Here is a 16444-nt window from a genome sequence, read left to right as displayed (position 1 = left end):
CCTGAAAATCTTATTTTCAAGATATAGAAATTTTTCATGGATCCCATATGTTTCTTCCATGTAGTTTTTCAGATCCTTTGGCAGAGACAGCCGCAGCTGGTCTGATCCTTTCTCATGCCGGATCCCCATCTGCATGTATGTGACCGGTATATTCTCCTGTTTAAAACGGGGCGGATTTGGGTCTTTGATTCCCCCGGTCTTTTTCAGGATATAAAAAGATTTCCATGCTTTATCCAGCTGCTTGCAGGTCTCCTGTGCTGTCTGTGACGGAAGCTGTTTATACCACAGATTTCCTTTATGTGCTTTTTTCTGATAATACCAGTCAGGATACTTTTCCAGTCCCAGTTCTTTATAATGATGACGTTCATAGTTGCAGACATTCCAGAGTTTAGATGCTGCATAACACATATGCCCTATGATATTGGAATATTCCTGACTGATCTTTATGGATGTTTTATGTGACAGCAGCATCTCCATTCTCCTTCTGATTGATAGTTTTTATTATGTTTATATCATAGCACAAAATGCTCTTGCTTTTCAACGCAGATCTGACCTGCTTTCTTCTGAAAACACATACAATAATCCGGAGATATATGAAATAAATTTTGTTGTTATATTTTTTTGTGCGGATACGCACAATCCTGCACTTTCATCTCGGTAATTGAATTACCGAGGATTCCCGCTTATTTTCCTAAATTTGATACCTTTTTGCATTATCCCAGTTTATCCTTTTGTCTTTGCGAGGTTTTCTGATTTTCGATATACTGCTTGATTACATCAAGCGGAGCACCACCAACCGTTGATACAAAATAACTGTTGGTCCACAATGACGGCATTCTTGTTTTTAATGACGGATATTCATCTCTCAAAACTTTTGAAGTATATCCTTTTAATGATTTGACTGCTTTGTGAATACCGAACTGAGGCTCTACCTCCATGAGTATGTGTACATGGTCTGGCATGATTTCCATTTCCATGATGTCTACAGAAATATTTGCAGCATACTCAAAAAGAAGTTCCTTTAATCGGGTATCTATTCCATTTGTTAAAATTTTGCGTCTATACTTAGGACACCACACAACATGGTATTTGCAAGAATAGACTATATTGCTATTAGATTTATATACAGTATTCATATATGTATTATATATTATTTCAAATTCTAATACAAGAACTTTTTGTTCTATCTTCAATTACATGCGTAAATTCGATGGAAGTGTCTTATATCCCCATAGCTAAAGCAAGGGGTTTTACGACACATTGGATAAATATTTAGTTGTTTCCTGTAAAAACTGCCCACCCAGCCTGTACTCTTTGTATCACGCTGCCATCGCGTGCATCGATCGTAAGAAGTGAAACACCTGCATCATCCATCGTCACGTCTCCCATAACCAGTCCATCCTCCCCATTTCCGTACTCATACTCTGGTTCTTCGGATGTCCATGTTCCATAAAAATCCCACACCGGGATCAGGACTGCTTCAGTATCGCTGCCTTCACTGTCTGGCATGCGCATATAACCCAGCTGTACCTTTGTTATGGTTATCTCCGCGCTCTGTGCATCAATGGACGGATAACGGTAGTTGCTTCCTCCATCGACAGCGATCATCCGATTCTTGTCTTCTGTCATGACCTGCAAAGTGATCGTTTTTTCAAAGATATCCTTGACCTCATCAAAAGGAAGTAAAAACAGCCTCTCATCGGAAGCATTCGATGCTTCTATGGGATTTCTGTGCAAAAAACTCTGAAGTGTCCCACTGCAAAAGTCCATCGTCAGTACTTCATTTTCCCATCCTTCAGATTGTCCTTCATGAAGTGTTCCGTCCTCATTTTCCCATTCAAGAGCCTGCTCATTAACAGGCAGAGAGGTTTCCCTTACATAATTAACCGGAACCCCGTCTATCATCCGTTCAAAAATGAAGTCATCTTTTTCCAGGGTAGTGCTTCCTTCAGTAAGTGCTTTTGAAGAACTTTCAAATATCTCCCAGTCTCCGGACACAAGACCTGAAACCTTCTCCTTTGCTTCCTTTTCAGGCACTTTCCCGCTTCCTGCCTTTATATAATTTTGAAAGCGTTCTTCCCTTTCTTTTTTCTCACTTGATGCCAGGGTCATGTCCCCACAATCGTCAAAGCTAAACTTCGCTATCTGAAATCCAAGTTCCTCCACATCCGATACCTGCTCGCTCTGTACATAAGAATACCGATAGGTCAGTCCATCTACTGTATACGTCCCCGCCTGTTCGTTCTCCTTCTTCTCTTCCTGCATGGGCTGTCCTTTTCCGAATGTGTCTTTTATTTTATTCTGTTCTTCTTCAGGAATCGCCAATCTTTTTACTTTTTTTAAACAGATTGCATCTACATCCGGCACTTTTACCGGTGCATCCGCTGTCAGGGTAAATTTCATCGGGGTTTCTTTATCCTCCCGGTTCGCTGATCTTAGATCTGCCTGGAGCGTTGTCTGGTATGTTTCCGGTGCCTCTACCTGTTCTGCAACGGTTTTCTGAACTGTTTCCTTTTTCTCTTCTTTTTTCTGTTCTGTCTGATCCTTTTCTTCCACAACAGCAGACTGGACAACACGGTCACACCCGGATAATGTCAAAAGATTCATACACAGAACGGCTCCCATAAACATTTTTATTTTCTTCATCCTTTTTCCATCCTTTTCTTTCGGTATTAAAAAAGGTACCCTCTTCTTATGAGAAAAGAGTACCATATTGCCTTTTCAATGTATTCATCAAAATGTAAACAACTTGTAAATCAGAAGACAGCTCTTACCGTTGTCCCCTCTCCTGGCTGGCTTTCGATCTTCAGGAATCCGCCATGGATCTCTGCCACCTTCACACAGAGTGCCAGCCCAAGTCCGGATCCGCCTTCTTTTCGGCTTCGTGACTTATCCACCATATAAAACGCATCTGTAATCTTTCCCAGTTCTTCTTCCGGAATCCCCATTCCGGTGTCGGACACCTCAAAAATCTTTTTTCCGGATGTTTCATATGCTTTTACCAGAATACTCCCACCTGTATCCGTAGCCTTTAGCGCATTGTCAATCATGTTTACCAGAAGGCTTTCCATCAAGGCAGGATCCATCTTCATGAGAAATGCTTCATATTCCATCTTCAGCTGCACATTTTTCTTCTCTGCCTGTTCCTTTTCCATATCAATGACTTGTTTTAAAAGGTCACCTGCTGGAGTCATTTCCATCTGTATGGCATGGTTCTGATAAAGACCCAGCAGCTGCAGCATTTTCCCCGAAAGAGCCTCCAGACGTTTTCCCTCCCGGTTGATATGTTCCAGTGCCCGTTCTTTCTGTTCGTCTTTCAGCTTTACATGTCGCAGGGTATCCGAATATCCGATAATGGACGTTAACGGGGTACGCATTTCATGGGAAAGTGCCCCCATGAGCAGTTCCTGTTTCTCCGCCACTTCCTGCAGTTTCTCCATCCGTTCCACGGTTCTTTTCATCATCATATAAATAAAAAATCCTGCCATCAGAAACACTGCCAGATAGATTCCGGCAAACCAGACAGCGGTCTGCCTCAGCTCTGTGAAGAGTCCTGTGACTTCCCGGACGGAGAGGACTTCGTATCCTTCTGGTTTAGATAAAGCTACTTTTTGAAGAAGAAGGTATTTCTTCCCCAGTTTCTGTATCTTGTAGGCATATGGATCTTTTTCATTCTTCAGGCCCAGATTTTCAATCCCAACCACTTCATAATCTGTCAGGTTTTCAATAGCGGTACTACTTTTCTTATCGATCAGCGCCATGCCGGACCCACAGCATCGTTGAAATTGAAATCCCATATAGGCCTTCTTTCCAGTCTCTGACATCTGCTCATATTTGCTGTTGTCCCAAAATTGTTCCAGGAGTATCTTGCCATTTTCCAGCTGTCTTCCGTAGGTCTCTGCGGCATTATTGAGGCTTCGTTTTCCTGTGACATAAATGCTTAATGCACCCACCGGGATCAACGCGCACAATAAGGTTACCAACATAAGAAGTACTGTCCGTTTCCACAGCTTCATACTTATTCCTCCAGACGGTATCCAAGCTTCGGGATCGTCTTGATCTCATCATAAAGTTCCAGTTTTTTTCTGAGCTGTCCGATATGGACATCCACCGTCCTGCTTTCCCCCAGGTAGTTTTCTCCCCAGACCCGTTTTAACAGTTCTTCCCTTCCAAGCGCAATGTTCTTATTTTGCAGGAGCAGCACAAAGAGGTCATATTCCATTGGCTTTAGGCTTACCGGAAGCCCGTCTTTGTAGACCTGATGGCTTTGCATGTCCACTAGGATGTTCCGGACCGTTAAGACTTTCTTTGCCCGTCCCGTCCTCTCCAGCACCTTCTCAATGCGTACCAGAAGTTCTAGCATCTCAAAAGGTTTTACCATATAATCTTCCGCACCCAACTTTAATCCCTTCACCTTGGAAGCCACATCATCCTTTGCAGTCAGATAGAACACCGGAAGCTCCTTCTTTTTAAAATCCTCCATCAGTGCAAACCCGTTTTTTCCCGGCAGCATAATATCCACCACTGCCATATCTGCATCCTCATGCCATAAGAGCAGCCGCTGGGCTTCTTCCCCATCATAAACTGCCACAGTCTCATATCCTGCCGCTTCCAGATTCATGCACAACAATTCTGAAATTGCACGGTCGTCCTCGATTACCAAAATTTTATTCTTCATTCCTGCTGCCACCTCTGGTACTTTTTCTACAGTATAGCTTTTTTTATATCTCACGTCTATATGTATGGATATCTTATTCCTTATGCATCTGTACATTTGCTAATGCCAATGAATCACAAAAAAGCCGGAAACCATTGATTTTTCAAAGTTTCCGACTTTTCGCCATAACGTGCGTTAGAGGTTGCTGCGTGCCAGTGGCACGCGTTTAGCAACGACCGAAGCGGAGCGAAGATCGAACCCGTTCGAGTCCGACCCGGACTCGAACAAAAAATAAGACACAGCTTAACGCTGTGTCTTATTTTTTATTAGCGTGCGTTAGAGGATTCGAACCCCCGACCTTTTGGTCCGTAGCCAAACGCTCTATCCAGCTGAGCTAAACGCACATCTCTTTTGTTTTGTGAGTACTTGTCGCTCACAACAAAATGTATTCTATATTATAAATGCTCTTTTGTCAACACCTTTTTTAAAAAAATTTTATTTTTTTATTTTTATTTTCATGATACAATAAAATCACAGGGAATCAGAGACGTATTCCTATCACAAATATTATAGATACAGGAGATCCGACATGTCTTTTATCAGCGTATTTGATGTAATGGGACCAAATATGATTGGTCCTTCCAGTTCCCACACAGCCGGTGCTACCCGCATCGGTTTTCTCGCACAGAAAATGATCCATGGTCCACTGAAAAAAGTTGACTTCACACTGTATGGTTCTTTTTCCAGAACTTATAAGGGACATGGTACCGACCGTGCACTTCTCGGCGGTATCATGGGATTTTCCACCGACGATATGCGTATCCGAAACTCCTTTGAAATTGCAGAAAAAAAAGGGCTCGAATTTACTTTTACACCGAATGAAGTGGAAACAGACCTTCACCCCAACACGGTGGATATTCATATGGTAAATGAAAAAGGCCAGGAAATGACGGTGCGCGGTGAATCTCTGGGTGGAGGCAAGGTCCGTATCGTAAGGATCAACTCTGTGCAGGTGGATTTCACCGGAGACTACAGTGCTGTGATCGTAATCCATCAGGACAAACCGGGCGTCATCGCATATATCACTAAATGCCTCAGTGATCGAAACGTAAATATTGCTTTTATGCGTCTTTTTCGTGAATCCAAGGGTGAGATTGCCTATACGATCGTAGAATCCGACGGACAGCTTCCGGAAGACATTGGAGACACGATCCGCCAGAATATAAATATTCATGAAGTCATGATCGTTCAGATGTAAGAAGGGAGATTTTTATTATGGATTTTAGAAATGCACAGGAGCTTCTGGCACTCTGCGAAGAACATCAGCTTCCAATTTCCGAGATTATGCGTCAGCGGGAAATTACTGTCGGCGAATCAACTGCTGACTCCGTCGATTCACAAATGAAGCGTGTTCTCGAAATTATGAAAGATGCTGCCTTTTCCCCGATAAAATCTCCTGTAAAATCTATGGGCGGACTGATCGGCGGAGAGGCACAGAAACTCTCCGAACATCTTGCCTCCGGGAAAGGAATCTGCGGAGATGTGCTCGAAAAAGCAATCACCTACGCAATGGCAACTCTGGAGACCAACGCTTCCATGGGACTGATCGTAGCCTCACCTACTGCCGGTTCTGCCGGTATTGTTCCCGGCCTTCTCCTTGCCCTTCAGGAAATTTATCATTTTTCTGATGAAGAAACAGAAAAAGTTCTTTTTAATGCCGGAGCAATCGGATATCTTGCCATGCGAAATGCAACTGTTGCCGGTGCTGTAGGTGGCTGCCAGGCAGAAACAGGTGTTGCGGCTGCCATGGCTGCCTCCGCTGCCACAGAACTGATGGGAGGCACTCCACTGCAGTGTACCTATGCTGCTTCCACAGTCCTTATGAATATGCTCGGACTCGTATGTGACCCGGTTGGCGGACTGGTAGAATATCCCTGCCAGAACCGCAATGCTTCCGGTGTTTCCATCGCCCTGGTCGCTGCTGAGATGGCTCTTGCAGGCATCACACAGCTTATCCCTCTCGATGAAATGATCACGATCATGTACACCGTAGGCAGAAAACTCCCTGCGGAGCTGCGAGAGACTGCACTTGGCGGCTGTGCAGCTGCCCCTTCTGCCTGCGAGGCCTGTCATATGTGCGAATAAAAACAGAATTATCTACAGACAGAAAAATGACCGGAATCTCTACCGGTCATTTCTCTGTCTTTTATCTTTATACGGATTCTATGTCAATGGTTGTACGCTGCATTTTGATTTGTGATCATTCAGCATCTGCACTGTCATCTGTTGTTTCTGCTGCTGCACTGTCGTCTTTGGATGCATCATCTTTCTTATCCTCTGTCTGTGCTGCTTCATCCTTTGCTTCCGGTGCATCTGCACTTATTACAACAACTGCTGCTGCATTTCCATCTTTATCCAGAGTAACCTTGATGGTATCACCAACCTTCAGATCAGAGAATGCAATGGCTTCTGTCTTCATTTCCGGTGCTTTTGCGTCATCCTTATCTGCGCTGTCATCTGTTGCTTCGGCATTTTCGTCTGCTGCCTCTGCATCATCTGTTTTTTCAGTATCATCTGATTTCTCATCTGTACTGTCAGCGTCCTTGGAATCATCGGCTTTCTGCGCCTCATCTGCTGCCGGTGCTTCTTCTGGTTTCTCAGGCTGTGCTTCTTTTTCGTAGGTAGTTGTGTCTGTTACTTTAATTGTCTGAGATTCTCCTGTCAGATCCAGCATGGAAGGCACTTCTCCTTTATCTTCAGAGGCTGCATCTGCTGATTCCGCATCGCTGGAATCATCGGCTTTCTCGTCTTTAGAGTCATCAGCCTTTTCGTCCTTGGAATCATCTGTTTTCTCATCTTTGGAGTCATCAGCCTTTTCGTCTTTGGCATCTTTTGCATCGTCCGGTTTCTCACCATCCGGAGCCTGGCCTTCTTTTAAGGTACCAACATTGATCGTAATGCTGTCCTCTCCTACTTCTGTAACTTCACCATAGACTTCCTGGGAAGCAGTCTCATCTGCTGCATCTGCAGATGCAGCTGCATTTTCATCCTCAGTTGCTGCCTCTGTTGTCTGTGCAGTATCTGTATCCTTATCTGCTGCATATGCCATATTCATTGAAGTCAGTGCCAGTGTCAGTCCTAATACCATAGCTGCATATTTACGTTTCATAAAAATCAAGTCCTCTCTTCTATTTCCATTTTGATTTTTCTTTCTGTTGCTTACAGCTAACAATATAGGTCGAAATTGTGACACTTATGTGATGGAAATAAGGAGTTTTTATGAACTCTGAAACTTCTTCAGTTTCGTCTCAGTGCCTCGATCGGACTGAGTTTTGCAGCTTTTTTTGCCGGATAGATGCCAAAAAAGACGCCTACCGCACAGGAAAACAATGTTGCCGCCATAACCACTGTCGGACTGATCCCCGGTGTGATCGCCATTCCCATACTGCTGCTCATGATCGTACAGATTCCATAAGCAGCCAGTATACCAAGCAGAATTCCGATCAGACCTCCGATCACCGTCAGGATCGCAGCTTCCGCAAGGAACTGCATCATAATAGAAGCTGTCTTTGCTCCGAGAGATTTACGGATACCAATCTCCCTGGTTCTCTCTGTGACAGAGACAAGCATGATATTCATAACGCCAATACCACCGACAAGCAGCGAAATGCCTGCGACAAAGGAAATAAAAGCAGTCACCATACCAAGCATTTCATTCATCGACTTCATGACATCCTGAAAGCTCTGAACCTGAAAATATTCTTCCCCGGCACACTGGTGGCGTTTTTCCAGAATATGGACGATCTGATCTGCGATCATCTGAGAATCCAGCGTCTTATCTGCCTGAGCAGTAATCGAATAAAACTCATCCGCACCTGTCACAAGATCATCCATAGCTGAGTAGGGGATATTCACCGTAACCGGCATTCCATCATAGGTATAGCTGACAAAGGTGCCGTTTTCTTTCTGCGTGGTAACTCCCATAATGCGAAACGATTTCGATGAATCATAGCAGGTGACATCAAGGCTCATTCCGACCACATCATCTGTACCAAACAGTCTTTTGGCATCGGAATCAGAGATCACACAGACATTTTTGCCTTCCTCTATCTCCTGTTCTCCAAAATAATTTCCATATTTCATTTCAGAGTTATTGACCATTTTGGCATCCGGTCCTTCACCGGTCAGACTAATCGTAAATGTTCCTTTCCCTGTTACAGTTTCACCGTCATAACTGTTGGAGACACTGATACCCTCTACCGCATCCAGCTGGCGTACCTCCTGTACATCGTCGGGAGTGATCCACTCTCCTTCTGTCATGGCATCATTGCTTATACTGATATAGATCTGTCCGCCGCCGATTCCGTCAATCTCACTGTTCATCTGATTCTTGGTTCCCTCACCGATGGAAACGATCGCGATAACAGAGGCAATACCGATAATGATACCAAGCATGGTAAGAAAAGAACGTCCCTTGTTTGCCCGGATATTCTGAACCGCCATTTTTATATATTCATACAGTCCGCTCATCAGACACCTTCTTCTGTAACTATATCTTCTGTATCTGCTGAAAGTCCTTCTTCTGTTCCTGCCGCATTACTCTCCACTGCCTGCACAGTCATTCCTTCCTGCAGGGAACCAATATCACGGATCACCTGCTCATCGGCCTCAATCCCCTCTGTTACTTCTACATAGTCATCAGAGCTTACACCTGTAGTAATATCTTTTCTGGTGATCACTCCGTCCTTGAGGACATAACAGAAAGAACCGTTTTTGCCAATATTTACCACTTCGGATGGCAGAACAACAACATTCTCGGCGTTCTGAGCCTGGATCGTTACTTTTGCATCCACTCCGAGAAAAATATTTTCGTCCGGATTTTTGATACGGACATCTGCTGCGATCAGAGAAGCACCCTTTTCATTCTGCGTTGCGGCATGACTGATCTTTATCACTTCGCCTTCGTATGTCTTTCCTGCAAGGGTGATCTGTGCACTCTGGCCTTCCTTCACCTTATCATAGTCATACTTGGAGATATTTACAGTCACATCCACTTTATCTGTATTCTGAAGAGTAAACAACTCTGTTCCCAGTGCTGTTGTCGCTCCTTCTACTACAGATACCTTAGTCACCACTCCGTTAAAATCTGCACAGATTCCCTTCTTTGCTGCCTCTACAAGTTCTTCTGCTGACATCTGATCCAATTCTGACAGATTGTTGGTGAGTTCCATTTTTTTCTTTTCTTCTTCTGTCACAGCTCCCGGATCTGTCTCCGCTGCTGCCTGCTCACTTGCCAGGCGGGACTGAAGTTCAGCCAGATCACTGCTTGCCTTTTCCAGGGCAGATTCCAGTGCGGAAGTATCTGCTGGCACTGCTACAGCTGTACTGTCCGAGGAATCAGACGAAAAATCTGCTCCTGCTGTCCCATCCGAAACAACCGCTGAACTTTCTCCTGTATAATCGGATAATACCGGTGCTGCCGGTTTCTGTGTCTTATAATCCTCATAGGCACTTTTTGCCTCCTGATAGCCAATCTGTGACTCACTTCGAAGCTGCTCCGAAACAGAAAGAGCTTCTGCGTTTTCATCGCTCTGATCTGCGGACCATGTCTGAAAAGCCATCTGATATTCACTTTCAGCCTGATTATATTCCAGAAGAGCCTGATTCATCTCATTGTTGAGTTCATTCAGCTTATTCTGATATTCCGGAAGTGTCCTGGTCTGATATGTACTGAGATCTGCATTGTACTCCTGCTGGAGTTTCTGCCTGGCCGCCTCCTGGGCAGCTTTTTCACGGGCAGCCTTATCTGCTGCTTCTGCAGCCGCCTGCACCTGAGCATTTGCTGTCACCTGCGATATCTGAGCCTTAAGACTTGCCACATAATCCTCCTGTGCCGCTACCTGCTGTTTAAGACTTGCCGCATTTCCCTGTGCATCCTTCTGCTTCTGAACTGCTTTGTCTGATTTATTGAGTGTGTTCTGCATATCCAGTTTTCCGGACTCTACATTCAGTTCCGCCTTTTTCTCTTCTCTCTCAAGGTCTTTCCTGTCAAAAGCCACCAGCTCTGTGCCGGCTTTGACTATATCGCCTTCCTTGAAATCAACTTTATCTACTCTGGCATTCACCGGCGAAAAATAAGTTTTGGATTCCTCGCTTACCACAGTTCCGCTTGCTTCCACAGTCTGCTGCACATCGCCGATCTCAGCCTTTACAACCTCAACCTGAGGAACCATCTCTTCACCGGAGGACATTTTGCCAAAGGCAGAGACGCCTCCAACAGCCACAACAATCAGCACACCTGCACCGATCAGCAGTTTTTTTCTGGATTTTTTCTTCTTCACGCTTCTACCTCCTGATCAAAATCCTCATTTATCGTATCAGACTCTATTTTTCCATCCATGATCCGGACTACACGCCGTGCCTGTGCAGCAATTCCGTTATCATGCGTGATCAGTATCACAGTCCTTCCTGATTTGTGCATCTTCTTGAGAATTGCAAGAATCTCTCTGCTGGATGCAGAGTCCAGATTTCCGGTCGGCTCATCTGCAAGGATCACCGGCGGCTGTGCAGCGATCGCTCTGGCAATCGCCACCCTCTGCTGCTGTCCGCCGGACATTTCACTCGGTTTATGATCCATACGTTTCTCAAGTCCAACCAGCTTCAGAGAATCGACCGCAAGCTGATGTCTTGTTTTCTTATCAACACCTCTGTAGATCAGCGGAAGTTCTACATTCTCTATCGCATTCAGGTTTGGAATCAGATTAAATCCCTGAAAAATAAAACCTATCTCTCGATTCCTCACTTCAGAAAGCTCATTGTCCGTCATTTCGGACACATCCGTCCCATTCAGATAATATCTGCCGGATGTCGGAACATCCAGACAGCCAAGCATGTTCATAAATGTAGATTTACCTGAACCAGACTGACCGATGATTGCCACCAACTCACCCTTTTTGATCTCCAGGCTCACATGATCCAGAGCTCGCACTTCGTTTTCTCCGGGATTATAAATTTTGCATAAGTCCTCTACTTTGATCAGAATATCATTATCCATAAAATCTCCTCTGTTGTGGCTCTCCTTGAGCCTGTTGTCGTGTACTGTTCCGTCTGTTTTCGATCCCCCGGTTTTCTGTTTAGTTACGCGTCAAGCAAAAATGCCTTGTATGCTTTCTTTGCTTCATAAATATCTGCTTTGCTTGTTACCTCCCACGGAGCATGCATGCTGAGCACAGATACACCGCTGTCGATCACGTTCATTCCGTAAAGAGCTGCGATGTATGCGATGGTTCCGCCGCCGCCGACATCAACCTTGCCAAGTTCCGCTGTCTGGAATGCAACCTGATTGTCGTCAAAGATTTTGCGGACTTTTGCCACATATTCTGCATTTGCATCATTGGAACCGGATTTTCCTCTTGCTCCTGTAAATTTATTCAGTACGATACCTCTTCCGAGATATGCAGAATTCTTTTTCTCGAAGCATTCGCCGTAAGCCGGATCGTATCCTGCACTTACATCAGAGGAAAGCATGCTGCAGTTGCGAAGAGTTCTTCTGAGTACCAGGTCAGAGTAGCATCCCATACCCTCAAGAAGCTCTGCCACTGTATTCTCAAAGAATCTGGACTGCATTCCGGTCGCTCCGACACTTCCGATCTCTTCCTTATCTGTCAGCAGACAGCAGCTTGTGCGTTTCGGTGCTTCCATTTCCATCATTGCCACAAAGGAGGTATAAGCGCAGACACGGTCATCCTGTCCGTAAGCTGCTACCATACTTCTGTCAAGTCCGCAGTCACGTGCCTTTCCTGCCGGAACGATTTCCAGTTCTGCTGAAAGGAAATCTTCTTCCTCTACATCGTATTTCTCTTTGAGGATACGAAGAACATTGGATTTCACCGCTTCTTTCTGCTTCTCATCTGTACTCTCATTGAGCGGTCTGCTTCCGATCAGAATGTCAAGGTTTTCTCCCTCGATAACCTCAGCAGCTTTTTTCTGCAGCTGTTTGCCTGCAAGATGGATCAGAAGGTCTGTGATGTATACGATCGGATCATTTTCATCTTCACCGATAACCACATCAACTACGCTTCCGTCTTTTTTGACGATCACACCATGGATTGCAAGTGGAATTGCTACCCACTGGTATTTCTTGACACCTCCGTAGTAGTGCGTATCAAGATATGCCAGATCTGTATCTTCATATAAAGGATTCTGCTTCACATCAAGACGTGGAGAGTCAATATGCGCACCAAGAATGTTCATACCTTTTTCCAGCGGCTCCTGACCTACATGGAACAGAGCCATGACCTTCTTCATACCAACTGCATATACTTTGTCACCTGGCTGGATCTTCTCTCCTGCTGCCAGCTTTGTCTCAAGATTTACATAACCATTGGCTTCTGCCTCTCTGACAAGCTCTGTGACACATTCACGTTCCGTCTTGCCTGCATCCAGGAATGCACGGTAATCCTTCGCGAGTTTCTCCATTGCTGTTTCATCTGCTTCCCCGTAGGAAAGCCATGCGTTCTTTCTTTCCATTATATATAACCACCTTTCGATTAATTGTTTACTGTATCTAAGGATACAGATATCTTCCCCATTATAGAACAAACTTCTGTATATTTCTACAATCCTCGCGATTCTTAATCAAAAAATAAGATATCACCGTAACTGTTTACAGCAACATATCATCTGTGAACCGTTACAAGTACCTCACTTATTCCTTATTTTTTACAGTTTTTTCTTGAAAAATTCCTGTGTGTCATTACAATAAGATTATTGTAACTGTTCAGTACCCTCACAGTTATAAATTATTATCTTATCTATGGAGGTCATCTATGCAGCAATCCACCGATCTGCAGAATCTTTTACATTCTGTCCACAAAAAAAGCTACCCTGCCTACAAAGCTCTGAAAGGCAGCTATCAGTTCAATAATTATATTCTCTCCATTGACCATGTACAGGGAGACCCTTTTGCCTCTCCCTCTCACATCAGTATCCGGATTCCGCACAAAACAGCAGGTTTTCCAAAAGAATATTATAAAGATTCCGTCACCAGCATGACCCTTTCCGACTATCTCACCAGACAGTTTGAAAAACAGATCGTCCACTATACCTTCCGTGCAAAAGGCTCCGGCAAAAGTGGCCTGATCTCCATCAGTCACTGCGGACAGGAAGTTCTCAAACGTACCGCCTGTGAGATCACAGAAAAAGAAATCATCGCCCGTTTCTTTATCGGATTTCCGGCAAACGGAAGAACGATCAACGCCACTGAACTGGAAAAGATTCTCTTTGATTTTCTTCCGGTCTGTGTACAGAAGGCCTTTCTCTACAAAAATACAAACCATAAAGAATTGGAAGATGCTATTTTTCTTGCTGAAGATCAGACCTGTATCCGAAAGCAGCTCTCTTCAGGAAATCTTGTCGCCTTTGTCGCTGACGGCTCCATTCTTCCGAGAGAAAGCGGGATTTCTTCCCGTCCAATGAAAGATTCCGTCCCTTTTATTTCCCCGGAATCTCTGCGTGTCACCATGACTCTTCCGCATAAGGGAGAAATCTCCGGCATGGGAATCCCGCGCGGCATTACCCTAATCGTGGGCGGCGGCTACCATGGCAAATCTACGCTTCTGAATGCTCTAGAACTCGGTGTATATAATCATATTTCCGGTGACGGCCGCGAATATGTCATCACCGACGATACCGCGCTGAAACTTCGCTCCGAAGACGGACGTTTTATTAAGGATGTAGATATTTCTCTGTTCATCAATGATCTTCCGAATAAGAAAGACACTCGTTGTTTTTCTACAGAAGACGCCAGTGGAAGCACCTCCCAGGCGGCTGGCATCGTAGAAGGAATGGAGGCTGGAAGCAGAGTTTTCCTGCTGGACGAAGATACGTCTGCCACAAATTTCATGGTGCGTGATACTTTCATGCAGGAAGTGATATCCAGAGAAAAAGAACCAATTACCCCATTTCTTGAACGTGCCGAAGATCTCTATAAAAAGGCCGGGATATCCACAATCCTCGTAGCCGGAAGCTCCGGAGCATTTTTCCACATTGCAGACACGATTATCCAGATGGATTCCTATCATCCTGTGGATATCTCCGAGAAAGTCAGGGCATTATGTGGAAAGTATCCTCTGAATCCTGTCAAAGCATCAGCCTTTGCCTTTCCGGCAAGTCATCGCATCATGAAAAAGCAGGCTCCTTGCATCCGCTCACACGGAAGAAATGCCGGCCGCCCGGAACAGCTCAAAATAAAAGTACATGGAAAAGATGGATTCCTGATTGGAAAACAGGATGTAGATCTCCGCTACGTGGAGCAGCTGATTGATCCGGAGCAGACAGCAGCACTTGGACTGCTTCTCAAATATGCCATCGAAAAGCTTGCCGATGACTGCCGCACTGTCGCAGACATCATTGAAATTCTTTCCGGACAGCTTGAGCAGAACGGACTCTCCTTCCTGTCCGGAGGCTCTTATATTTCCTGTGGCTATGCCATGCCAAGACTCCAGGAAATCTATTCCTGTTTTAATCGTTATCGGAGATAATAAACAACTCAAAAAAGATACCCGGAAATCATGCATCATAATTTCCAGGTATCTTTTTTTATTAAAATAAGGGGGTTAATGTAGGATATAACTTTCTAAATCTCTGGTAACATTCTTCATATTTCGCCACTAGTTCTTCTTCCGGCTCAACGGTGTCTACTACGTGAGCCATCTTCTTTCCGATGGTCTCAACATCCAGATATGCTCCGCATCCTACGGCTGCCAGCATGGCTCCGCCCATGGACGGGCCTTCCTCAACTTCAAGGACATCTACTTTAAGGTTCATCACATTTGCGATGATCTTTTTCCAAAGCGGACTCTTCGCACCGCCACCACAGATCTTGGTTCGTTCGATCTTAATGCCGAGTTTTCTTGCTACTTCCAGAGAATCACGAAGTCCGAAAGCCACACCTTCCAGAACAGCCTGTGTCATGTCAGCTCTTGTGGTGTCCATGGACATTCCAAAGAACACACCTCTTGCGTCCGGATTGTTGTGCGGTGACCGCTCTCCCATCAGGTACGGAAGGAAGAATACATGATTTTCACCAAGCTTCTCGATCGGAGCCTGTTCTGCTGCAAAATCCTTGGTCTGAAGGATTTCTTCTGCCCACCATTTGTTGCAGGATGCCGCACTTAACATACAGCCCATCAGATGATAGCTTCCATCTGCATGGCAGAAAGAATGCAGTGCGTTATTCTCATCAACGCCGAAGTTCTTGCTGGAGATAAAAATGGTTCCTGACGTTCCAAGAGAAATATTGCACTGTCCGTCACCAACGGTTCCTGTTCCGACCGCAGCTGCTGCATTATCTCCGGCACCTGCCACAACTTTGACATCGGCAGAAAATCCGAGTTCCGCTGCCACTTCCGGCTTCAGCGTTCCGACCACTTCCCAGCTCTCATACAGTTTCGGAAGCTGTTCTTCTCTTACGTCGCAAATCTCCATCATTTCCCTGGACCAACAGCGGTTCTTTACATCAAGAAGGAGCATACCGGATGCGTCAGAAACATCTGTGCAGAAAGATCCGGAAAGTCTGTAAGCAAGATAGTCTTTCGGAAGCATGATCTTGGCAATTTTTGCAAATTTCTCCGGCTCATTTTTCTTCATCCACAGGATCTTCGGAGCTGTAAAACCTGCAAAAGCAATGTTTGCTGTATATGCAGACAGTTTCTCTTTACCGATCTCGTTGTTGAGATATTCTGTTTCTTTCTGGGAACGTCCATCATTCCAGAGGATTGCCGGGCG

13 protein-coding genes, 1 tRNA gene and 1 pseudogene are annotated in these 16444 nt (G+C 44.9%); 3 read left to right on the top strand and 12 right to left on the bottom strand.

Annotated features, from left to right (window positions below; translation table 11 throughout):
- The 6 genes and pseudogenes from GT674_RS15480 to GT674_RS15455 form a co-directional block, all read right to left on the bottom strand.
- Positions 1–471, bottom strand: a pseudogene (locus GT674_RS15480) (RNA-guided endonuclease InsQ/TnpB family protein); the annotation flags it as partial.
- A gap of 242 nt (positions 472–713) precedes the next feature.
- Positions 714–1136 (bottom strand): IS200/IS605 family transposase, encoded by a 423-nt coding sequence (gene tnpA / locus GT674_RS15475; protein ID WP_161286514.1) that lies wholly within the window; start codon positions 1134–1136, stop codon positions 714–716.
- 136 nt (positions 1137–1272) lie between these two features.
- The gene (locus GT674_RS15470) at positions 1273–2646 is read right to left on the bottom strand and encodes a DUF6034 family protein (protein ID WP_161286511.1); all 1374 of its coding nucleotides are present in this window, start codon (positions 2644–2646) and stop codon (positions 1273–1275) included.
- Positions 2647–2756: 110 nt separating this feature from the next.
- Positions 2757–4016: a sensor histidine kinase gene (locus tag GT674_RS15465; protein WP_161286510.1), complete on the bottom strand. Its 1260-nt coding sequence runs from the start codon at positions 4014–4016 to the stop codon at positions 2757–2759.
- A gap of 2 nt (positions 4017–4018) precedes the next feature.
- Positions 4019–4678: a response regulator transcription factor gene (locus GT674_RS15460; protein WP_161286508.1), complete on the bottom strand. Its 660-nt coding sequence runs from the start codon at positions 4676–4678 to the stop codon at positions 4019–4021.
- Positions 4679–4987: 309 nt separating this feature from the next.
- Positions 4988–5061: transfer RNA gene (locus GT674_RS15455), tRNA-Arg, on the bottom strand.
- Between the two features lie 185 nt (positions 5062–5246).
- Between GT674_RS15455 and sdaAB the strand changes: the two genes are divergently transcribed.
- Both sdaAB and sdaAA read left to right on the top strand, forming a co-directional pair.
- Positions 5247–5915 carry an L-serine ammonia-lyase, iron-sulfur-dependent subunit beta gene (gene sdaAB / locus GT674_RS15450; RefSeq protein WP_161286506.1) on the top strand — a complete coding sequence of 223 codons (669 nt, stop codon included), beginning with the start codon at positions 5247–5249 and terminating at the stop codon, positions 5913–5915.
- A 17-nt stretch (positions 5916–5932) separates the two neighbouring features.
- On the top strand, positions 5933–6802 hold the full coding sequence (gene sdaAA, locus GT674_RS15445; RefSeq protein WP_161286505.1) for an L-serine ammonia-lyase, iron-sulfur-dependent, subunit alpha: 870 nt from the start codon (positions 5933–5935) through the stop codon (positions 6800–6802).
- A 115-nt stretch (positions 6803–6917) separates the two neighbouring features.
- Here the strand turns inward: sdaAA and GT674_RS15440 are convergent, their stop codons facing one another.
- The 5 genes from GT674_RS15440 to GT674_RS15420 all read right to left on the bottom strand — a co-directional run bounded on the left by GT674_RS15440 (position 6918) and on the right by GT674_RS15420 (position 13186).
- Positions 6918–7826 (bottom strand): hypothetical protein, encoded by a 909-nt coding sequence (locus GT674_RS15440; protein ID WP_161286503.1) that lies wholly within the window; start codon positions 7824–7826, stop codon positions 6918–6920.
- A 128-nt stretch (positions 7827–7954) separates the two neighbouring features.
- A complete protein-coding gene (locus GT674_RS15435; RefSeq protein WP_161286502.1) occupies positions 7955–9187 on the bottom strand; it encodes an ABC transporter permease in 1233 nt (410 codons plus the stop codon).
- Positions 9187–10998, bottom strand: coding sequence for an efflux RND transporter periplasmic adaptor subunit (locus GT674_RS15430; RefSeq protein WP_161286500.1), 1812 nt, complete (start codon positions 10996–10998; stop codon positions 9187–9189). Before GT674_RS15430 ends, GT674_RS15435 begins: the two co-directional genes overlap by 1 nt.
- Positions 10995–11711, bottom strand: coding sequence for an ABC transporter ATP-binding protein (locus GT674_RS15425; RefSeq protein WP_161286499.1), 717 nt, complete (start codon positions 11709–11711; stop codon positions 10995–10997). The genes GT674_RS15430 and GT674_RS15425 overlap by 4 nt, the downstream gene beginning before the upstream one ends.
- 83 nt (positions 11712–11794) lie before the next feature.
- Entirely contained in the window at positions 11795–13186 is a 1392-nt protein-coding gene (locus GT674_RS15420) for an aminopeptidase (RefSeq protein ID WP_161286498.1), read from the bottom strand.
- Between the two features lie 299 nt (positions 13187–13485).
- On the opposite strand from GT674_RS15420, the gene GT674_RS15415 reads away from it, so the two are divergent.
- Positions 13486–15198 carry an ABC-ATPase domain-containing protein gene (locus GT674_RS15415; RefSeq protein WP_161286497.1) on the top strand — a complete coding sequence of 571 codons (1713 nt, stop codon included), beginning with the start codon at positions 13486–13488 and terminating at the stop codon, positions 15196–15198.
- A gap of 61 nt (positions 15199–15259) precedes the next feature.
- Here the strand turns inward: GT674_RS15415 and xylB are convergent.
- Positions 15260–16444, bottom strand: a 1185-nt coding sequence (gene xylB / locus GT674_RS15410) for a xylulokinase (protein WP_161286496.1), incomplete at its 5' end; no start/stop codon positions are given.

Origin of the sequence: Blautia sp. BIOML-A1, assembly GCF_009883055.1 — a bacterium.
Lineage (GTDB): Bacteria > Bacillota > Clostridia > Lachnospirales > Lachnospiraceae > Blautia_A.
The sequence above is the reverse complement of the archived record's forward strand: the minus strand, read 5'-3'. Positions and strand labels throughout refer to the sequence as shown.